17 protein-coding genes, 1 tRNA gene and 1 riboswitch are annotated in these 20,196 nt (G+C 68.7%); of the genes, 7 read left to right on the top strand and 11 right to left on the bottom strand.

From position 1 onward, the window contains the following. Positions 1–50: 50 nt before the first annotated feature. Complete coding sequence (locus ACSYDW_RS04270) at positions 51–1,280, bottom strand: cobalamin-independent methionine synthase II family protein (RefSeq protein WP_438337467.1); 1,230 nt, start codon at positions 1,278–1,280, stop codon at positions 51–53. A gap of 14 nt (positions 1,281–1,294) precedes the next feature. Further along, a riboswitch (SAM riboswitch) is annotated at positions 1,295–1,402 on the bottom strand. A 146-nt stretch (positions 1,403–1,548) separates the two neighbouring features. Between ACSYDW_RS04270 and ACSYDW_RS04265 the strand changes: the two genes are divergently transcribed. After that, positions 1,549–2,220, top strand: a complete 672-nt coding sequence (locus tag ACSYDW_RS04265; protein ID WP_438337466.1) for an alpha-ketoglutarate-dependent dioxygenase AlkB family protein — start codon at positions 1,549–1,551, stop codon at positions 2,218–2,220. Between the two features lie 2 nt (positions 2,221–2,222). Here ACSYDW_RS04265 and ACSYDW_RS04260 read toward each other — a convergent pair whose 3' ends face one another. Further along, complete coding sequence (locus tag ACSYDW_RS04260; RefSeq protein ID WP_438337465.1) at positions 2,223–3,209, bottom strand: endonuclease/exonuclease/phosphatase family protein; 987 nt, start codon at positions 3,207–3,209, stop codon at positions 2,223–2,225. A 204-nt stretch (positions 3,210–3,413) separates the two neighbouring features. On the opposite strand from ACSYDW_RS04260, the gene ACSYDW_RS04255 reads away from it, so the two are divergent. Beyond that, positions 3,414–4,667: an NAD(P)/FAD-dependent oxidoreductase gene (locus tag ACSYDW_RS04255; RefSeq protein ID WP_438337464.1), complete on the top strand. Its 1,254-nt coding sequence runs from the start codon at positions 3,414–3,416 to the stop codon at positions 4,665–4,667. 843 nt (positions 4,668–5,510) lie between these two features. Next, on the top strand, positions 5,511–6,650 hold the full coding sequence (locus ACSYDW_RS04250) for an MFS transporter (protein ID WP_438337941.1): 1,140 nt from the start codon (positions 5,511–5,513) through the stop codon (positions 6,648–6,650). Positions 6,651–6,663: 13 nt separating this feature from the next. Here the strand turns inward: ACSYDW_RS04250 and ACSYDW_RS04245 are convergent, their stop codons facing one another. Further along, the gene (locus ACSYDW_RS04245; RefSeq protein WP_438337463.1) at positions 6,664–7,269 is read right to left on the bottom strand and encodes a TetR/AcrR family transcriptional regulator; all 606 of its coding nucleotides are present in this window, start codon (positions 7,267–7,269) and stop codon (positions 6,664–6,666) included. Between the two features lie 496 nt (positions 7,270–7,765). Here ACSYDW_RS04245 and ACSYDW_RS04240 point away from each other — a divergent pair. Beyond that, positions 7,766–7,838, top strand: a tRNA-Ala gene (locus ACSYDW_RS04240). A gap of 65 nt (positions 7,839–7,903) precedes the next feature. Here the strand turns inward: ACSYDW_RS04240 and ACSYDW_RS04235 are convergent. From ACSYDW_RS04235 to ACSYDW_RS04225, 3 genes are all read right to left on the bottom strand, one after another. After that, positions 7,904–8,263 carry a VOC family protein gene (locus ACSYDW_RS04235; protein WP_438337462.1) on the bottom strand — a complete coding sequence of 120 codons (360 nt, stop codon included), beginning with the start codon at positions 8,261–8,263 and terminating at the stop codon, positions 7,904–7,906. Between the two features lie 96 nt (positions 8,264–8,359). Continuing rightward, positions 8,360–9,277: an N-acetylglucosamine kinase gene (locus ACSYDW_RS04230; protein WP_438337461.1), complete on the bottom strand. Its 918-nt coding sequence runs from the start codon at positions 9,275–9,277 to the stop codon at positions 8,360–8,362. Beyond that, complete coding sequence (locus ACSYDW_RS04225; protein WP_438337460.1) at positions 9,274–12,300, bottom strand: alpha-mannosidase; 3,027 nt, start codon at positions 12,298–12,300, stop codon at positions 9,274–9,276. The genes ACSYDW_RS04230 and ACSYDW_RS04225 overlap by 4 nt, the downstream gene beginning before the upstream one ends. Positions 12,301–12,430: 130 nt before the next feature. Here ACSYDW_RS04225 and ACSYDW_RS04220 point away from each other — a divergent pair, with 130 nt between their 5' ends. Continuing rightward, positions 12,431–13,243: an aminoglycoside 3'-phosphotransferase gene (locus ACSYDW_RS04220; RefSeq protein ID WP_438337459.1), complete on the top strand. Its 813-nt coding sequence runs from the start codon at positions 12,431–12,433 to the stop codon at positions 13,241–13,243. Between the two features lie 13 nt (positions 13,244–13,256). Here ACSYDW_RS04220 and ACSYDW_RS04215 read toward each other — a convergent pair whose 3' ends face one another. After that, positions 13,257–13,673 carry a hypothetical protein gene (locus tag ACSYDW_RS04215; protein ID WP_438337458.1) on the bottom strand — a complete coding sequence of 139 codons (417 nt, stop codon included), beginning with the start codon at positions 13,671–13,673 and terminating at the stop codon, positions 13,257–13,259. Between the two features lie 271 nt (positions 13,674–13,944). On the opposite strand from ACSYDW_RS04215, the gene ACSYDW_RS04210 reads away from it, so the two are divergent. Continuing rightward, entirely contained in the window at positions 13,945–14,955 is a 1,011-nt protein-coding gene (locus tag ACSYDW_RS04210; RefSeq protein WP_438337457.1) for an SH3 domain-containing protein, read from the top strand. A gap of 17 nt (positions 14,956–14,972) precedes the next feature. On the opposite strand, the gene galK is transcribed toward ACSYDW_RS04210, so the two are convergent. Together galK and galT are read right to left on the bottom strand one after the other, a co-directional pair. Continuing rightward, the gene (gene galK, locus ACSYDW_RS04205) at positions 14,973–16,145 is read right to left on the bottom strand and encodes a galactokinase (RefSeq protein WP_438337456.1); all 1,173 of its coding nucleotides are present in this window, start codon (positions 16,143–16,145) and stop codon (positions 14,973–14,975) included. Beyond that, positions 16,142–17,269 (bottom strand): galactose-1-phosphate uridylyltransferase, encoded by a 1,128-nt coding sequence (gene galT / locus ACSYDW_RS04200; RefSeq protein ID WP_438337455.1) that lies wholly within the window; start codon positions 17,267–17,269, stop codon positions 16,142–16,144. The genes galK and galT overlap by 4 nt, the downstream gene beginning before the upstream one ends. Before the next feature lie 212 nt (positions 17,270–17,481). Here galT and ACSYDW_RS04195 point away from each other — a divergent pair, with 212 nt between their 5' ends. Continuing rightward, the gene (locus tag ACSYDW_RS04195) at positions 17,482–18,258 is read left to right on the top strand and encodes a DeoR/GlpR family DNA-binding transcription regulator (RefSeq protein WP_438337454.1); all 777 of its coding nucleotides are present in this window, start codon (positions 17,482–17,484) and stop codon (positions 18,256–18,258) included. 1 nt (position 18,259) lies between these two features. Here ACSYDW_RS04195 and ACSYDW_RS04190 read toward each other — a convergent pair whose 3' ends face one another. Further along, positions 18,260–18,787: a methylated-DNA--[protein]-cysteine S-methyltransferase gene (locus tag ACSYDW_RS04190; RefSeq protein WP_438337453.1), complete on the bottom strand. Its 528-nt coding sequence runs from the start codon at positions 18,785–18,787 to the stop codon at positions 18,260–18,262. Beyond that, entirely contained in the window at positions 18,780–20,180 is a 1,401-nt protein-coding gene (locus ACSYDW_RS04185) for a DUF1731 domain-containing protein (protein ID WP_438337452.1), read from the bottom strand. Before ACSYDW_RS04185 ends, ACSYDW_RS04190 begins: the two co-directional genes overlap by 8 nt. Positions 20,181–20,196 lie beyond the last annotated feature (16 nt).

The raw sequence follows: 20,196 nt of genomic DNA, 5'->3' as shown, positions 1-20,196 counted from the left end.
GGGGGCCCGGTGCACCCTGCCGTTGCGGCGGGGAGCGCCGGGCATTGCGGTCAGGCGATGACCGCGGCGCCCTTCCACAGGCGCCGGGTGGCCAGTGCCGCGCCGGCGCCGAGTGCCTCGAGCTTGGCCATGGCGATCTGCGGATGCACGCGGCCGCCCAGGCCGCAGTCGGTGGATGCGATGACGTTCTCGCGGCCCACGAGGTTCGCGAATCGCTCGATGCGGTCCGCGACAAGTTCCGGGTGCTCGACCACGTTCGTGGCATGCGAGAGGACGCCCGGGACCAGGATCTTGCCTTCGGGCAGCGCACGGTCCTCCCAGATGCGCCATTCGTGCTCGTGGCGCACATTGCCCGCCTCGAAGGAGACCATGCCGGCGTTGATGCGCAGCACCGGGTCGAGGATGTCGGCGAACGGGATGTCGGTGGTGTGCGGACCATGCCAGGAACCCCAGCACACGTGCAGCCGGATCCGTTCGGCGGGGAGTCCGCGCAGCGCATGGTTGGTTGCCTCCACGCGCAGCTCCAGGAACTTCAGGTAGTCCTCGAGGCTCGGCTCGGGGTTGACCTGGTCCCAGGACTCGGCCAGCGACGGGTCGTCGATCTGGAGGGTGAGCCCGGCGTCGAGGATCGCCTTGTATTCCTCGCGCATCGCATCCGCGGCGGCGAAGAGGTATTCCTCGTCGTTCGTGTAGTAGTCGTTGGCCAGCCGCGCGCAGGACGCGGGGGAGAGCGCCGCGAGGAAGCCCTCGTCGGTGCCGGTCGCGGCCATGGCGGTCTTCAGGTTCTTGATATCCGATGCCACGAGATCGTGCCCCGTGTAGGTCAGCGGCCCGACGACCTTCGGCTGCGTTGTCGCCTTGCGGTGGGCCAGGATGCCCGAGGTCGGGTCCGCATAGGCCTCGGCGAAGGCCTGGCGGTCGCGGCGGTCCGGGAACGAGGTGAGCACGACGTTGCCGGGGCTTGAGCGCTTGACAGCGGTCTCGGCCCAGCGGTCGACGGTGGTTTCCTCGAGGCCGCCGAGGCGGGCGAAGGAATAGTTCCACCAGGCCCCGTAGTCCACGGCGGAGGACATGGTGTGCCCGAACTCGCCGTCGTTGGGGATGTCGATGCCCAGCTCGCGCTGCTTGGCGACGATGCCGGTCACCGAGGCTTCGAGGAGCTCGTGGAACTCGGCGGTGATCCCGTCACGTTCCTTGGCCGCGTTGGCTGCCAGAAGCTCGTCGGTTCGGGGCAATGAACCTGCGTGGGTGGTGCGGATGTGGCTGGTGCCAAAGGACATGGGCGGTTGCCTACTTTCCATCGAACCTGGCAGTAGCACCGTTACCGTTTCAGAGGCCTCTTCGGCGGGGTCGGTTGCTGCGGCTTCATCGATCCAGGTCTCTCGGCCGCTCCGGATGGTTACGTACTAATACCTATCATGGAACTGTTTGTTGCGGTTCGTCGGTGCCTCTGTGTGACGCCGGCGCGACAGCGGTTCCCGGGCCCGCATAATGGACTCCTGGGAACCTGGGTTCCCTTGCTTGCCGGACCATTTTCCAGGAGTACATGTGAGCACGCTCTTTTCGGAGAGTTTCCTTGACCGGCCCCGGCGGGAGCTTGCCCCGGGCGCCGTGTGGGTTCCCGATTGGCTCGGCCCGGCGGAACAACGCTGGCTCGTGGACAGGTTCCGCGAGTGGGGGCACGGGCCCGTGCCGCCGCGCGCGGCCAAGATCGGTGCCGGGGAGATGTCGGTCCGGACAGTGTGCCTGGGCTGGCACTGGCAGCCATACTCCTATTCACGCAGGGCAACCGACGTCAACGGAAACAGGGTGCTGGATTTCCCGGACTGGATGGTCAGGCTGGGCAGGAAAGCGATCCATGAGGCAACCGGGGATGCGGGGGTGGCGGCGAACTACACGCCGGACACCGCACTGGTGAACTACTACTCCGACGATTCCAGGATGGGGATGCACCAGGACCGGGATGAGCAATCGACCCAGCCGGTGGTCTCGATTTCCATCGGAGACACCTGCCTGTTCCGGTTCGGAAACACCGCCAACCGTAGCAAGCCCTACGAGGACATCGCCTTGGCGTCCGGTGACCTCTTCGTGTTCGGGGGTCCGGCGCGGTTGGCATACCACGGAGTGACAAGAATCCTGCCCGGCACCGCGCCCGCCGACTGCGGGCTGGCGTCGGGACGAATCAACATCACCCTGCGGGTTACAGGGCTGGTGGGCTAGGTTTAGGACCCCGGGAGATTCACTGTGGCACGCACTGCCAGGTGGTCGCTGTCGCCCGCTGGGACGGTGCTGTTGGAGGTGACCTCGAGGCCGCGCTGCAGCACATGGTCCAAGCGCATGAAACCGAACGGTTCGCGTGGCCAGGTGAAACCGAACATGCCGCGGTCCTGGTTCGGTTCATCCAGGGTTTCCGTCAGCGCGGCGAAGGACCTGTCGGTCGAGGTGGCGTTGAAGTCGCCGACGGCCATGACCGCGGGGCTCTTGTCGGCGCGCAGGATTGCCGCCAGCTGGGACAGCATTTCGTCGCGGTTGCCATGGTCGTTCTGCCTCGCGGAAGCGGCGTGGACCACGTACAACTTGATGCTGCCCGACTCCGTCTCAACCTGGGTGCTCAGGGCGCGCTTCCACCCGAGTCCCAGGTCAAGCGGCTGCGAGCGGGTGAGCGGGTACTTGCTCCACACTCCCACCGTGCCCACCACAAAGTGGTGCGGGTAGCTCGAATGCAGGGCCGCCGTGACGTCCTCGCCGCTGCCGGCATCGAGTTCCTGCAACGCGATGACATCGCTGCCCTCGCTGGCCAGGACGCGCGCCGATTCAACGGCGGCGCCCGTTCCCGCCTTGATGTTCTGGCTGCTGACCGTGAGTGCGCCGGCCTTTTCCGCAGGCGCCGTCCAGGCCAAGGGGACGATGGACGGGCCGAACGCGACGAGCCAGGCCAGGGCCGGGACCAGTACGAAAGCCAGCGCGCTCCTGCTCCTGGAAACGAGGGCCACCAGCAGCAGGACGGGCACCGCCAGTCCGAACCACGGGGCGGCGTTGTCCACCAGCAGGGCCAGTCCGAAGACATCGGGGACCCGGCGGTAGAAGACAATCAACAGGGTGCCGAGCAGTGCCCCGAGAAGCACCAAGGCACGCAACCGGCGCTGCCAGCGAAGCAGGCGTTGCGGCCGGCGTTGCCGGGGCTGGGTGGAAATGGTTTGAAGAGACATCGTTATCTAGGGTCGCATATCGAACTGGTACATCCATGGGATAAATCTGTGAGCGGACCGGGTGCCGGGATGCCGCACCGGTGCAACCCTCGACTGGCCACCGGCAAAGTGCCATTCTGTGGTGAGGCGTACCCGCTGCCACCATGGCCCCGGCCTCGAGGAGTCCGGCAGGGCCGGTGGCCCACGACGTAGGAGATGGTAGCTGTGCCGGGAGTCGACGACAGGAAAACCGCGGAAGCCGATGATGCGGGAATCGTGGTGATCGGCGGGGGATTGGCTGCCGCGCACTGCGTCCACGAACTCCGCGAGGGAGGGTACGGCAAACCCATCACCGTCATCGCCGACGAGGACGCCGTTCCTTACGAGCGGCCACCGCTTTCCAAGGAATTCCTGCAGGGGAAGAAATCGCCGCCCGAGTTCCAGCCGTTCCCCGCTGACTGGTACGACGGGGCGTCCGTCAAGCTTCGCCTGGGCGTTCGGGCGACCGCCATAGATACCTCGAACAAGGTGGTGGACCTCTCCGACTCGACATCGATCGGCTACGAAAACCTTGTCATTGCCACGGGATGCCGCTCACGGCTGGGCGGTCGCACCTCGAACATGCCCGGCTGGGACCTGCCCGGAGTCCACACCTTGCGCTCCCTCTCAGATGCACAGGCCCTGAAGGAGGAATTGGTCAACGACAAGCGGCTGGTGGTCATCGGTGCGGGATGGATCGGCATGGAGGTGGCGGCATCGGCGAGGGTGGCGGGCATGCGCGTCACCGTGTTGACCCCGGACGAGGTGCCGCTCGCCGCCGCCATGGGCACGGAATTCGGGTCGCATGTGGCCAGGCTGCATATCAGGAACGGTGTCCATTGCCGCTTCGGAACAACGGTTGACGGGATCTCACTCGACCGGGAATCCGGGCTGAAGGTCATGACGTCCACCGGTGAGGTTGCCGCAGACACGGTGCTGCTGGCCATCGGTGCCGTGCCGAACAACGAACTGGCTGTGGCGGCCGGGCTGGACGTCGGAACCGGGGTGGTCGTTGACGCCCGGCTGCGCAGCAGCGATCCGAACATCCTGGCGGCCGGAGACATCGCGGAGGCCTTCAACACCACGCTGGGTCGTTCCCTGCGGGTCGAGCATTGGGACAACGCCATCCGCCAGGGGAAGCTGGCCGCGGCAACCATCCTGGGGCGGGAGGAATCCTACGACTGGCTCCCGTACTTCTTCACCGACCAATTCGACCTCGGCATGGAATACGTCGGCGACCGGGCAGCGGACGACGACGTGGTGCTTCGCGGGGATCCCGGCAGCGGCGAGTTCATCGTTTTCTGGATGCGCAAGGGGACCGTCTCCGCGGCCATGAACGTGAACGTCTGGGACGTGAACGACCACTTGCGAAACCTCATTGGCAGGAGCATTCCCGCAGACCGGCTCGCGGACACCGAAGTGGACCTGCTGTCGTTGTAGGCCGCGGAATCCTGCCGCAGGACGCATCCTGCGGCAGACGCGGTGGATCCGGGTGCCTGGATTCCTGGGCCGTGCCGCGGGCCCCGAATCGTGCAGTGGCGGGGACCCGCTGAAGAGGCAACCGAGCCGCGCCCTTCCCAAATCCCCGGGTTCGCAACAGTGCCATGCCATACTGTTTCATAGTCGGCGGGGGGCCGGCTCCGGCATGGCCGTTCAGGAATGGAAGTGGACTCAATTCTACGGAAACGCACGCAGGCCAAGGCCTGCATCGGGACACGGGGCACCGAGGGCACTTCGATGCCGGCACCGGTCAAACATGCGATCCCGAACGTGCGGACCATCCCGCAGGGCGCGGTTTTCACTGCGGAGCATCCGCGGCCATCCAGCACCGGCGCACCGATCAATCGATCGGCACGCCTCCACAATCTGAGCTAAACGCTCACTCGCGGGTTCGTGGATATTCCCCAGTCCACGAACCAACATGCCGGATGTTCAATGCGTGCCCCAACACGCGAACGCCTGGTGCATGGCCGTCGAGGATCCTGTTTCCCCAACCGGGATCGGACGGCTTGGCAACGGGAGGTGGGTTTCGTTTCACGTAAACGAAACCCACCTCCCGATTGTCTTTGCTGTGGTGGGGATTCTCACGTGGGGCATCGCGGGCATGGATCCTGCCCTTAGGCTGTTACACGTGTCGAACCGCAGACCCGGCACCACCCGAACCAGCTGAACCTTGAAAAGGCACCCGTGACTCCTGACGCCAGCGCACATGGCAAGACCCCGGCCATCCACTCCACGCAGCTCACCGGCAAGGCACTGTTCCTTGCCGTGGTGGCCTTGGCGATGGGTGGCTTCGGCATCGGCACCACGGAATTCACCATCATGGGGTTGATGCAGGAAGGCGCCGCGGATCTCGGGGTATCGAACCCGCAGATGGGTTTGTTGATTTCCGCCTACGCCCTCGGCGTCGTTGTCGGAGCGCCGGTACTCACGGCACTCGGGGCCAAGGTTGCCCGCAAGACGATGGTCCTGTGGCTGATGGCCTTCTTCACGATTGCCAACCTCAGCTCGCTCCTGGCGCCCAACTACGAATCCATGCTCGTCTCGAGATTCCTGGCGGGCCTTCCCCACGGCGCCTACTTCGGCATTGCTGCGATCCTTGCCGGGACGCTGGTGCCCGCTTCCATGCGCGGCCGGGCCATCGCCTGGGTCATGATGGGACTTGCCGTTGCCAACGTGCTCGGCGTCCCGTTCGTGACCTTCCTGGGGCAGAGCTACGGCTGGCGCTGGATGTTCGGGATCGTCGGGATCGTCGGCGCACTGACCTGGATTTCCATCCGACTGTTCGTTCCCTACGCACCGGCCCACGAAGGCGCGAGCATCCGCAGGGAACTTTCCGCCCTGCGCAGCGGACAGGTCTGGATGGCCATGCTGACCGGGATCGTCGGCTTCGGCGGATTCTTTGCCGTGTACTCCTACATCAGCCCGATCCTGACCGACGTGACGGGCCTGGACCTCAAGATGATCCCCGTGGTGCTGGGCATCTACGGCACCGGCATGGTGGCCGGATCGCTGATCGGCGGCCGGCTCGCCGACTGGTCGGTGCATGGTGCGATCTTCGTTTCCATGTCCGCCATGGTGGTGTTCATGGTGCTTTTCGGGGCGCTGGCCAGCTACCTGGTGCCCACCGTGATCCTCATGTTCGTCCTTGGAGCCACCGGATCCGTCCTGGTTCCGGGACTCCAGGCGCTGCTGATGGATTCAGCGCCGCATGCCCAGTCGCTGGCGGCTTCCTTGAACCACTCGGCCCTGAACGTGGCCAATGCCCTGGGTGCGGCGCTGGGCGCCGCCGTCATCGCCTCGGGACTCGGCTACCGGGCCCCGGCATTCCTGGGCGCCGGGCTCGCCGCGCTTGGACTGCTGCTGGCCCTGACGACGAGTTGGCGCGCGAACAAGATCGAGGCCCGGTCGGCGCTTCGCTAGCGAACGAACCTGGTCAGTGCCCGGTGCCGGGTGCCTCCTGGTCGCCATCGACCGGGGTGCGCACCTGCCGCAGGAAGGCCTCCATCGTCCCCGCGACATCGACGCTGCGGTCGGCGAGCCACTGCTGCTGCAGGCCGTCGGCAAGCGCCAGGGACGCGCGTGTCATCGTGCGGAAGAACGCGAGTTCCTCCGGCGTCGGGTTCGGGCGGTCCTGGTAGTAGGAGTCCTCGGCGAGCTTCATCAGCCGCTCGTAGCGTTCCTTGAAGTACGCGGCCGCGGGATGCGCCGGATCAGAGGCCGCGGCGGCCATCGTCACATACAGGGCAACGAGTCCGGGCTCCTGGGTGCTCCTGTTGAGTACCGTGGAGAGGTTGCCCAACTGCTCGACGTCGTTGCCGACAATCTCGTCACGTTGGTCCTTGGTGCGCAGGATCTGGACCAGCAAGTCTTCCTTGGACTCGAAGTAGTGCATGACGCCCGCCAACGAGAGATTGCAAAGATGCGCCACCTTGCGAAGGGACGTTCCCCGGTAGCCCTCTTTCGCGAAGACCTCCAGGGCAACGTCGAGAATTTCGGCTCGCTTGACGATGCCTTTTGCGTATGAACCACGTGTTGCCATGTTGATAGAGTAGCGAGGTTTTTTCCCTTCGTTTACACACCGGACACTCAAAGGTTTTGGTACCAATCGGTAACCAAATTGGTACCAAACGGTAGGTTTGCCGCCGCCCCAAGGGGCGTCTCCTCGTGCCGCGATCGTGGTTGGCTTCCCGCTTTCCCCGCCGAGCCCCGCGGGCAATGCGATGCAGGTCCCGAACGGGCCGGTGGCCATCAACGGTTCGAGCCCGATTTCACCCTTTGGGCCCTCGGCCGTGGGCCGACGATGCGTCCTGGCCGGTACCGGCCCACCCTTCCCGCCGATTCGTGACGGAAGTCACAATCGCGGGTTCCCGCCCGCGGAAACCCCGGAATCAAGGGGGATTTCCGACTCCGGCGACCGTCCCCGTGCCGCGACGGGCGGTGCTCCGGGTTCTCGATTGGCGCTCGGGGCCAATCGTGCTGTAGATTCTTATCTCGGTTCGGCGGTCCTTCGGGAAAGCAAGGAACCAACCCAATTCGGGGGTATGGCGCAGTTGGTAGCGCGTCTGCATGGCATGCAGAAGGTCAGGGGTTCGAATCCCCTTACCTCCACCGAAGAAGAACCCGCGCGGTCATCGAGACCGGGCGGGTTCTTTCGTTTTAGCTGCGGTTCCGGATCAGTGGGGATCGGAAACACAGAAGACGTTCCCGTGCGGATCGCTCAGCACGTCCCACGCGAAGCCCTCCATCCGCTGCTGGTCAACCAGCGAGGCACCGCCTGACACAAGCCGTGCGACAACAGGTTCCCGACCGCCTGCGGCTTCCGTAGCGGCCAAATCCAGGTGGATGCGGTTCTTCCCGGCGGCGGGTTCCTCGACGAGCTGGAAGGCCAACGGCACCGGAAGCAGGGGCGTCTTGACGATGCAGAAGTACCCGTCGTTTTCCTCGACGACCTCGCCCTCCAGCTGGCCTGCCCACCAGCTGGAAAGCTCGAGCGCGTCGTGTGTGTCAAAGGTGATCATTCCCAGCGTGAGCATGCCGTTTTCCTTCGGGTGGGTCCAAGTTGCGGCAGGGGTGCCGCGTGTCACGACGCTATGGCCCGGTGCGGTTCCGGGTCAAGGAAGCGCGCGCTCCTATGCGTGGGAAATGCTCGAGAACAGCGGGTGGCCGGAGGCGAGGACACCCAGACGCTCCGCGCCGTCCAGCGGGTCGCCCAGGGCCTGAAGCAGCCGGGCCGTGGGCCGTTGCACGGCGAACCGCCGGCCCAGGGCCTGGGCCAGCACCTGGCTGCGCACCACCCCTCCGGTCCAGCAGGCCACGGGGGAATCCCCGGCAGCGAAGCCCGCCTGCCGGAGGGCTGCATCCATGGAGGCGTAGAGTTCGTCGGCGGCATGCATCGCCACCGCCAGCGCGGCGGCGTCCCCGGCCTCCGCCGCATCCAGCACCACCCGCGCGAAGGACGCGACGGAGCGGACCCGGTCCGGGTCGGCCTGGATGCGCAGGTACGCCCCTGCGGGGTCCCCGAACAGGGCCTTGAGGTCATCGAGCAGGACTGTGGGTTCCCCGCGGCCGTCGTGGGCCCGCATGGCGGCCTCCAGCCCGGCACGTCCGATCCAGAAGCCGCTGCCGCTGTCGCCCAGCAGGTAGCCCCAGCCGTCGACCCGGTGCACGCCGGCGGCGCCAACGCCCAAGGTCACCACCCCGGTGCCCACGGCCGTCGCCACGCCCAGCTCCGTGCCGGCCGCGCCGAGGTACCCGGTGACCGAGTCGTGGGCGACCCGCACCGGGGCCCCGCCCAGCGCGGGCACGAGGTCCTTGAGCCGCCCGGCGAGTCCCGGGTGGAAGTCGACGCCGGAGGTGCCGACGTTCGCCGCAGCCAGGTCCGTGCCCGCCCCCGCGGCAATGTCCCCGATGGCGGCCGCCAGCTGGGCGATGACGTCGCTGTCCGTGCGCACGCCTGGCCCGGAGGACTCCCGCACGCTGCCGTCCGCCAGGCGCAGGCGCACCCGCATGCCGCTTTGGCCGGCGTCGATGGACAGCGTCGCGGTCATGAGCCGGCGCCCGGGGTGAAGCGAAGCGTCAGCACCTCGAACGGCTTGAGCTCCAGCGGGATGGTTGCACCGCTTCCGCCGGGCTCGCCGCCGAGCACGTCCTCGATCAGGCTTGCCGTGGCCCACCCCTGCAGGGGCGCGTTGACCTGCAGCGACCCGGAGGCTCGGCGGCCCAGGGACTCGTGGAGGCGCACGATGACATCGCCCGAACGGTCGGCCGCGAGTTTCACGCAGGAGAGCAGCAGCCCGTGGCCGGAAAGTTCCACGAGCGGTTCGAATCCGCTGCCGCCGGCCACCGTGCGGCCCGGGGAGTTCAGGGCGATGCCCGCGGCGGTGGTCTGCGCGAGGTCCGCGCCGATCACCATGCCGTACCGGTGCTCGTGCAGGCCCTGGTCCGCTTCCGGATCCGGGAACCGCGGGGCGCGCAGCAGCGAGAGGCGGGCCGTGGTGCTCACGTTGGCCCGGTCGTCGACCTGGCGGGTCACGTCGTAGCCGTAGCTGGAGTCGTTGACCAGGCCGACGCCGAAGCCCGGCTCCTCCACGTGGATGAAGCGGTGCATGGAGGTCTCGAACTTCGCCGCCTCCCAGCTGGTGTTGGCGTGGGTGACACGCTTGAAGTGCCCGAACTGGGTCTCCGCGATGGTGTGCTCCGCCCGGATGTCCAGGGCGAAGGCCACCTTGAGGAACTTCTCGGTCTCGTGCCAGTCGGTGACCTGGTGGAAATGCAGCGTGCGCGATCCCGGTTCCAGCACGATTGTCTGGCGCACCGTCGAATCCGCGGACACCGGGCGGAGGATTTCCAGCACGGCGCTGCCATCCTCGTTCGCCGTGGCGTGCATCGAGGTCACCTCGCGCAGGTCGGTGACCCGGTTCCTGTAGAACTTGTCGACGTCCCAGGCATCCCACTGGTTGGGGAAGTCCTGGTGCAGCTGCAGCAGGTTTGCCACCTGGCCCGGCGCGATGGCCTCGCGCCCGCTGGCCAGGTCGATCGCCGAGACGATGAGCCCCTCGGGGGAGAAACGGATGTCGACGAGGTCGTTGAGCAGCCGGGTACCGGAGGCATCGGAGCTCACCCGCACGGCCGGCAGCCCGTGCGGCACGGCCTCGCGGCCGGATCCCGCCGGGACCGCCCCGGCCACGGGTGCCGGGTTCACGGCGATCTGCCTGCTGCCGGGCCCGGTGAGCGCGCCCAGGGCGCGTTCGATGAGCTCCTGCACCGCGGCGGCGATGCGTTCGTATTCGGTGACGGCCTCGCGGTGGACCCAGGCGATGGAGGTCCCGGGCAGGATGTCGTGGAACTGGTGCAGCAGCACCGATTCCCACAGTGCGTCGAGCTCGTCGTGCGGGTACTCGAAGTCCCCGCGCAGCGCTGCCGTGGCGCACCACAGTTCCGCCTCCACCAGCAGGTGTTCGCTGCGGCGGTTGCCGGCCTTCATCCGGTGCTGCGAGGTGAGCGTTGCGCGGTGCAGCTCCAGGTACAACTCGCCGACCCAGACCGGCGGCTGCACGTACTCCTCGCGGGTGCGTTCGAAGAAGTCGTTGGGGTGTTCCCAGCGGACCGTCGGGTTGCCCTCGAGGTCGGCCATGCGGGAGGCCCGGCCCGCCATTTCGCGGGTGGTTCCGCCGCCGCCGTCGCCCCAGCCCACCGGGGCGATCGACCCGGAGGCGGCCCGGGCGTCGCGGAACTGGCGTTCGGCCAGCGCGACCTCTGCCCCGGAGAGCTGTGCGTTGTAGGTGTCCATGGGCGGGAAGTGCGTGAAGATGCGCGACCCGTCGATCCCCTCCCAGGCGAAGCTGTGGTGCGGGAAGCGGTTGACCTGGTTCCAGGAGATCTTCTGGGTGAAGAACCACTCGAAGCCCGCCTTGCGGATGAGCTGGGGCAGTGCCGGGGAGTAGCCGAAGCTGTCCGGAAGCCAGACGCCCTCGCTGCCGATCCCGAATTCCCGCCGGAAGAACCCCTGCCCGTGGAGGAACTGCCGCACCAGGGACTCGCCGGAGGGCATGACGGTGTCCGATTCCACCCACATCCCGCCCAGCGGCAGGAAGCGGCCGTCGGCGACGGCCTTCTTGATCCGCGCGAAGATCTCCGGGTACTGCACCTTCAGCCATTTGTACTGCTGGGCGCTGGACATGCCGTAGAGGAAGTCGGGGTCCTCGTCGATGAGCTCGAGCATCGAGGAGCAGGTGCGGGCCACCTTGCGCATCGTCTCGCGCACGGGCCACAGCCAGGCCGAGTCGATGTGGGCGTGGCCGACCGCCGACAGCGCGTGGGCGGTGGACGACGCCGGGGCGGCAAGCACCGGGGCCAGCCGCGCCCGGGTGGCTGCGGCGGTCCCGGCAATGTCCTGCAGGTCCAGTTCGTCCAGGGCGTCGTCCAGGGACCGGAGGATCTGCGCGCGGCGGGCGCCCTCGGGCAGTTCGGCCTGCAGCTCGAGCAGCACGTCCAGGTCCAGCGCAAGCTCGTAGACCTCGCGCTCCAGCACGGCGAGGTCGAAGCGGCGCGTGCGGTACAGCGGCTCGCGCGAGGAGGTGAGGATGTCGCCTTCCCGGGTGGGCAGGAACGGGTGGTCCTGAAGCAGCACCGGGTTGGACGCCGCCTCGATGTACAGCAGGACCTCCTCGCCGCCGGAGGCCGACTCCGCGACGGGCACCCACTGGTTGCGCGGGTTCAGCGACTTGATGCTCGATCCGTCGGGCCGGTACACCAGGCCCTCGCACTGGAACCCGGTCTTGGAGATATCGAACCCGAGATCCACCAGGAGCTCGACGCGCTTGCCGCTCCAGGCGGCGGGGACATCGGCACGGACCTTGAACCAGGTGGTTCCCCAGGCCGCGCCCCAGGTGCTGCCCACCCGGAAGGGCGCGTAGTCCAGGGCGAGTCCCTCATGCGCGGGGATGGGTTCGGAGGGCAGTTCATGGAATGAGACGTCCGCCGGCAGGTGGTTCGAGTGGATGGCCGGGCGGATTCGTTCCTCCAGCACGCGCCGGGCGCGGCCGATCGTGAGGGACGTTTGTTCATGCATGGAAAAGCCTCTCAGCCCTAAACGGATACGTCACCTCATTGTTACAGCAATTTCGGTCGAGTGGAGATATTCGCCGCAGCGGCCGCGCGGCACAGTGGAACGCACCGGGTGGGCGGGGGATCATTGGGTCATGAGTGTGAAACCGCTGGCCCGGGTTCCCGGGAGCGATGTGCCGTTGCCGGCCCGGGTCCGGGTCCTGGCCGGTGCCGATTCCATCCGGCCCGTCTGGGTCAACGGCGTGGGAGGGCTGACGTTCCGGCTGGGGGAGGGCACCGTGCGGGACCGCTACGTGAAGTATGCTGCGGCGGGGACGCCCGAGAGCGATTTCGCCGGCGAGGCCGAACGGATGGCCTGGGCCGGGCGGTTCAGTCCCGTCCCCGAGGTGCTGGATCAGGGCTCCGACGACGTGGGCAGCTGGCTGGTGACGCGGGCAATGGCCGGGCGCTCGGCGGTGGACCCCGTGTGGGTTGCCCGCCCCGAACGCGCGGCCCGGGCACTGGGGGCCGGACTGCGGGCGCTGCACGATGCCCTTCCGGTGGAGCGGTGCCCGTATTCCTGGTCGGTCGGCGACCGCATGGCCGGCTTCGAGGCCCGCATCGCCTCGGGGGAGTCCCCGGGCGACTGGGGCAACGGCCACGGGCGGTTCACCGTGGAGCAGGCGCGCGGCATGCTGGGCAACCCGCCGCCGATCGACAGGCTGGTGGTCTGCCACGGGGACCCATGCGCACCGAACACGCTGCTGGATGCGGACGGCACCGTCGCGGGCCACGTCGACCTCGGCGAGATCGGCGTGGCCGACCGCTGGGCCGACCTGGCCGTCGCTGCCTGGAGCACGGAGTGGAACTACGGCCCCGGGTACGACCGGCTGGTCTACGCTGCCTACGGCGTGGAGCCCGATGCGGAACGCATCGCCTACTACCGGATGCTCTGGGACCTTTCCTGAGCTCCGGCTGCGCTCAGCCCGTCCACCGGTAGCCGGTCGTGCCCACCACGCTGCGCAACCAGGCGACCAGCGGGTCGAGCCTCGTAGGCGTCGGCTGCCTGGGATCCACGGCAAACACCGGGACCTCGCCGCGCATGTGTTTGGGCAGCAGGCGCAGGACCCGGTCGTCGTCCCCGACGCCGGTCAGCAGCAGGGCTGTCGGTTTGTAGCCAAAGGAGGCCTTGACCAATGACAGCCCGTGCATGCGGGAAAAATGCAGCGGGCCGGCCAGCACCACGGCGTCGAAGTAGATCAGTTCGTGGGCCGAGGCATGTGCGACGTCGCGCAGTTCCCCGCGCAGTTCGTGGGCACGCAATTTGTCAGCCAGTTCCACGGCCAAGACCTTTGAGTTGGCATCGCGCTGGTAGTGGACGATTGCTACGTTGTCCATCAGGATCCCTCCCGCGCCGAAGGGGTTGCCCTGCCGTCGAAGCGTCCCTTCGCGGTCCGAACCCGTTCGATTCAACGCTAGACGCGGTGCCGGTGAATTGGCTGTGAACACCGGGGCCCGGCCCCCGAAATCGTTAGCCCCCGGTGATGCGGCGAGGGCAATTCCAACGATTGCCGCACGAACCGGAACCACCATTGTTTGGTGTCGCGGCGAGGCGGAAACTGAAGGCTCATAGTCCTCACAATGCACGACTCGCGAAGGGTGCAGGATCATGTTGAACAAACCAAATCGCCACGGGACGGTGCGCGGAATCCTGGGGATTTCCCTGGCGGCTGCCCTGGTGGCCACGTCGGCTGCCGTGGCGGCTCAGGCGTCCGAACCGCTTTACCGGACCCACACCGTTGTCCTGCCGCGCACCGTGGCCGCGGCAGCGCTGCCGGCGAAGGTGCGCACCACGGCAAACGTCAACCTCCGCAGCGGCTCCTCGACAGGCCACAAGATCCTGCTCACCATCCCCGCGGGAAAGACCGTCCCCGTTTCCGCCAGGGCATCCAACGGGTGGTACAAAGTCAGCTATTCGGGCCGCGCCGGATGGGTGAGCAACGGCTACGTCACGACGAACACCAAGACCCCCGCGGCGCCGCGGGCACCCCGGTTGACCGGTCCGAACCGGACCTCGCGGGTGGTGCTGACCTTTGACGACTGCCCCCGCACGCTCAACGCCTTCACGAGCGCCATCAACTACGCATCGGCGAACAACATCGGACTGGTTGTCGCGCCCACCGGCGACTGCATCACCAAGTTCAAGGCGCGCTACGGGGTGGACATCGCAGCCCGGGCCCGCGCCAAGGGGCAATGGGTGATCAACCATTCCGTCAGCCACCCGGACCTGCGCGCCCTGAGCTGCGCGGCGGCGGCCAGGCAGCTGGGCGGGAGCGGCGTCCACACCAACTTCGGACGGCCCCCCTACGGGGCCATCGACGCCAGCGTGCTGTGCGCCTACGCCAGGGTCGGCATGGCCATCTGGACCTGGTCGCGCGACACCCTGGACTGGAGCGTGAAATCCAAGGCGATCACCGTGGCCCGGGCCTCCGCGGCGAAGCCCGGGGACACCGTGCTGATGCACATGCAGTGGCACGGATTTGCGCCGGATTCCCTGCGACAGATCAACAAGAACCTCGGCAAGCGGGGCGTGAAGCTGTGCCGGGCCTACCGCGGATCGGACGGCACGGGTGCCGTGGCCAAGACCCCCGTGCGCCTGCCGGGTTCGCTGCCGTGCTGAGTCGCGTGGGGCCGAACCTATAGCCGCCGGGCCCCGGGCCCCGGCGCCACGGTGAAGAGGTCCGGGGTGGCGTGGCCGGCCGCCGCGAAGTCGCTCAGCACGCGCTCGGACACGGCGTCCACGCGCGATGCTTCGACCAGCGCGATGGCCGATCCGCCGAACCCGCCGCCGGTCATGCGGGCGCCCAATGCCCCTGCCGCCATGGCGGCATCGACGGCGAGGTCGAGTTCCTCGCTGGAGATCCCGAAGTCGTCGCGCATCGAGGCGTGGCTTTCCAGCAGCAGGTCCCCGATCTCTGCGGGGCCGTGGGCCTCGAGCCGCGCGACGGTGTCCAGCACGCGCCGGTTCTCGGTGACGATGTGGCGCACGCGGCGGTAGATGCCCGGGTGCAGGGTTTGCCGGGCCTCGGGCAGCCGTTCCGGGGGGACATCGCGCAGCGCCGGGACACCGAGCTCCCGCGCCCCGCGGGTGCAGGCCTCCACCAGTTCCTTGTAGCCGCCCGAGTCGTGGGCGTGGCTCACGCGCGTGTCGATCACCAGGATCCGCAGGCCCGCGGCCTCCAGCGGCAGCTCCACCTGCCGGGAGGCGCGGGTCCGGCAGTCGAGGAAGAGCGCGTGCTCGGCGGTGGAAAGCAGCGACGCGGACTGGTCGAGGATGCCGGTGGGGGCGCCGACGAAGTTGTTTTCCGCGTCCTGGCACAGCAGCACCAGCTCCTGGCGGCCAAGGCCCAGGTCCAGCAAGTCGTTAAGTGCGAGGGCGACGGCGCATTCGATGGCCGCCGAGGAGGACAGCCCCGCGCCGATCGGGACGCTCGAGTCCAGCAGGATCTCGGCCCCGGGCAGGGTGAAGCCGCGCCGGCCGTAGGCCCAGAACACCCCTGCGACGTAGCGCGCCCACGGGGTGGTATCCCGCGCAGCAAGCGCTCCCAGGTCCGCCTCGACGAGGTCCCCGCCCCTGGTGGAGGCCACGCGCAGCAGCCGCGGTTCGCCGGCCGGGCGGATCCGCACCGCGACCCGGGCCTCCCTGTCGATGGCGAAGGGCAGCACGTAGCCGTCGTTGTAGTCGGTGTGCTCGCCGATCAGGTTCACCCGGCCCGGTGCGGCGAAGTGGGCGTCGGGGGCGTGGCCGAAGAGTTCGGTGAAGGATGCGGTCAGGGTGCCCATGGCCTCGGCTTTCGTGGGGGTGCTCATGCGTCGGTGCGGGCGACGGCGTCGCGCAGGGCCGCTGCGGAGGACTCGGGGATGACGTCGCCGATGAACGCGCCCATGGCCGCCTCGGAGCCGGCCAGGTACTTCAGCTTGTCCTCGGCGCGCCGAGGGGATGTCACTTGCAAGTGTAGCCACGCCTCGTCGCGGTCCGGGTGCGTGCGCGGGGCCTGGAACCAGGCGGCGATGTAGGGGGTCGGGGTGGAGTACAGCGCGTCGATGCCGCGCAGCAGCCGGTGGTAGAGGTCCGCCAGCTCGTCGCGTTCCTCCGTGGTGAGCTCGCCGAGCATCCCGACGCGGCGGTTGGGCACCAGGTGGACCTCGAGGGGCATGCGTGCCGCGTAGGGGACGAAGGCCGTCCAGTGGGTGCCGCGCTCCACGATGCGCTCGCCGGCGGCCAGCTCGAACTCCAGGATGTCTGCCATGAGGTTGCGGCCGGTGCGTTCCCGGTGGGCCGCGGCCCGGGCCAGCTGGGTGGCGGTGCGCGGGGTGGTGAACGGGTAGGCGTAGATCTGCCCGTGCGGGTGGTGCAGTGTCACGCCGATGTCCGCGCCGCGGTTCTCGAAGGCGAAGACCTGCTCCACGCCCGGCATTTCGCCCAGTTCGGTGCTGCGGTGCGCCCAGGCGTCGACGACGGTGCGGATCCGCGCGGCGCCCAGGGAGGAGAGTGAATCCGTGTGCCCGGGGCCGAAGGCGACGACCTCGCAGCGCCCGTGGGACGGGGCGGCGGCGCCGATCGCCGCCTTCGCGTCGGTGGCGTGCTGCTCGGGGCCGAAGGACGGGAATCGGTTCTCGAAGACCGCGACGTCGTAGTCCGCGGCAGGGATTTCGGTGGCTGCCCCGGGGCGGCTTGGGCACAGCGGGCAGTCGTCGGCGGCCGGCAGGTGGGTCCGGGCCTGGCGGTGCGCGGCAAAGGAAACCCATTCCCCGCCCAGGGCGTCGTAGCGCAGCTCGGAGACGGGTGGTCGCGGAGGCAGGGCGCGGGTGTCCGCCGGTGCGGCGAACGCGTCGGCGCGTGCGGGGGAGTCGAAGAAGTAGAGCAGCTCCCGGCCGTCGGCCATCGCCGCACGGACCGGGGCCTGTTGCGTGTTCACGTGCTGCCTGCTCATGGTCGTCTCCTGGGCTGTTCCGGCATCGACTGTAGATCTATCAAAATATAACAAAACCGATCATAATCGATCGGGCGGTCGGAGCGCCAGAGCCGGTGGGCCGCGGCGCCGCGTCCGTGGGGGTGCGGAAACCCGAACATGCAAGTGCGTTTGGTGTTCGGTTGTCGCTAGGATGTTGGTGACCCACCCGACACCCCGACGACTGGACGCCCATGACCGAGATGCTTGCCACGGCGCGACACCAACTGATCCTCGACCTCCTGCAACGCCAGGGGCAGGTGCGGGTGGCCTCGCTGGCCCGCGAGCTGGGCGTCTCCGAGATGACAGTGCGCCGCGACCTGGGCCTGCTGGCCGCCGGCGGTGCCCTGGTCAAGGTCCATGGCGGGGCGACCACCGCCGCGGCGCCCACCAGCCGCGAGCCGGGGTTCGTCAACAAGCTCTCCCTGGAGGCCGCGGAGAAGCAGTCGATAGCCGTCGCGGCGGCCGGGATGGTCAAGCCTGGCATGTCGATCGCCCTGAACTCGGGCACCACCACCTTCGCGCTGGCGGCCCGGTGCACGGGCATCAACGACCTGACCGTCGTGACGAACTCGCCGCGCATCGCCGAGGCCTTCTACGCGGCGGACAACGCGAGCCAGACCGTCATCCTCACCGGCGGCATCAGGACCGTGTCCGACGCGCTGGTGGGACCGCTGGCGCTCTCGGCGCTCGCCCAGCTCCACGTCGACGTGCTCTTCCTGGGTGTGCACGGAATGACCGCCGAGGACGGGTTCACCACCCCCAACATGCTCGAGGCGCAGACCAACCAGGCGTTCATGCGGGCGGCCGCCCGCCAGGTCGTGGTGGCCGACCACACCAAGTGGGGGATCACCGGGCTGTGCCAGATTGCGCCGCTGGGCAGCGTCGACGCACTTGTCACGGGGGAAGCCCTGGACCCGGACACCGCGGCGTTGCTGGGCCAGTCGATCGACACCGTGGTGCTGGCCTGAGCTAGAAGAGCGTGTCCTGGGCCTCCGGGAGGATTCCCTCGAGGCGCAGCAGGAAGAGCTTGCGCTCCAGGCCGCCGGCGTACCCCGTCAGCGAGCCGTCGGCGCCGATCACGCGGTGGCACGGAACGATGATCGAGACCGGGTTGCGGCCGTTGGCCGTGCCCACGGCGCGCGTCAGCTTCGGGTCGCCGAGTTCGGCAGCGAGCTCGCCGTAGCTGCGGGTGTGGCCGAACGGGATGGCCGCCAGCAGGGCCCAGACTCGCTTCTGGAACTCGGTTCCGGACGGGTCAAGCGGGATATCGAACGCCGTGCGCTTCCCGGCGAAGTACCCGCCGAGCTCCTCCGCCGCCCGGGCCGTGAACGGGTCCTCGCCGGCATCTGCCAGCCTCTCGCCGAGGACCTCGGGCGCCGGTGGGTGCGCGTGGTTTTCCATGTAGATCCCGCTCACGCCACGCGCTGTCGCGGCGATCGTCAGCGGCCCGAGGGGCGAGTCGATGACCGCATGGCGGGATCCCGGATGCTCAGCCAAAGATGCCCCGCAGGGCGCCGGCGAAGTCGGGGTGCGCGAACTCGAAGCCGGCGGCCTCCAGCACCTCGGAGGTCACATGGCGGCCCGTGGTGCCCAGCGCCGGGTCGGTGCGCAGCAGCACGGCGCCGGCGGCCAGCACCGGCTTGGGGGTGGGCAGGCCGACCTTCTTCAGCACCCCGGGGGCCACGCGGGCCCGCAGCAGCGCCATCATCTCCGCGTTGCGCACCGGGTGCGGCGCGGCGAGGTTGATCACGCCTTCGGGCAGGTTGGTCCCGTCCTCCAGGCCGAGGCAGGCGCGCACGATGCGCAGCCAGTCGGCGAGGTGGATCCAGCTCACCCACTGTTGGCCTCCGGCCACGGCCCCGCCGAGCCCGGCCTGCGCCAGCAGGCTGAGCCGGTCCACGAGCGGGCTTTCCTGCTCGAAGACCAGCGAGGTGCGCAGGATGTTCACCCGTTCGGCGTTGGCGCCGGCCACGGCCTCCTCCCAGGGCCGGCCCACGCCGGTCATCTGGGGCAGCGCGCGGGTGCCGGTGGGCAGTGGCGAGGATTCGGTGAGCCGCTCCTCCCCGGCGTCGGCAAAGATTGCGGTGGTGCTCGACTGCAGGAAGGCGGCCAGCGGGCGGGGCAGGCCGGCGCTTGCCTCCACCAGGGCGCGGGTCGATTCCACCCGGGAGGAGCGCAGCTTCCCGATGTTCTCCGGGGTCGGCGGCAGATCCACCAGCTCGCCGGCCAGGTTCAACACCGCGGTCCGCCGCCCGTCGGCGTACAGGGTGCCGGCCCACGGGCCCTGGCTCCGCCCGTCCCACGGCAGCTGCCGGTAGGGGCTGTCGGTGCGCAGGCTGCGGGTGAGGATGGTGACCTCGTGCCCGCGGCAGTGCAGGTCCGCTGCCGCGCGGCTGCCCAGGAAGCCGTGGCCGCCGGCGATCACCACGCGCAGCTCCCGCGTCGGCGTGCCGCCGGCCAGCGTGTGGAGCCGGGCGCAGTTCTGCGCGAAGTGCGCGGCGATCGGCTTGGCTGCGGTCTGCGCGAAGAGCGGCGAGGCGAGCCCGGAGACGGAGACCAGCTGGGTCAGTTCGCAGCCGCCGGGGACCTCGGCCAGCGACCAGCGCACCAGCAGGTAGCCGCCGGGCTGGGGTTGGCGCCAGGTCAGGCTGGAGCCCTCGTCGATCCGCGTCACCACCGCCGGCGGGGCGGTCCTGGCGTGGATGGTGCCGATCGGTTCCCCGGCGGGCACCAGGTCCAGCTCGGTGCCGGCCGCGGCGGGCCGCGTGCGCGGATCCAGCCGGGCAATGGCGCGGTTCCACTCGGGAACCCGGGCGGGGTCCCTCAGCACCTCCCACAGTGCGGAGACGGGGAGGGCGAAGAACTGGGTCTGTGTGCGCTGCCAAGCCATGGGTTCAGCTTAGCGA

It is taken from the genome of Paeniglutamicibacter selenitireducens, assembly GCF_051550675.1.
GTDB lineage: Bacteria > Actinomycetota > Actinomycetes > Actinomycetales > Micrococcaceae > Paeniglutamicibacter.
Note: the sequence above shows the minus strand (reverse complement) of the source record. Positions and strands in the feature narration are given on the sequence as shown.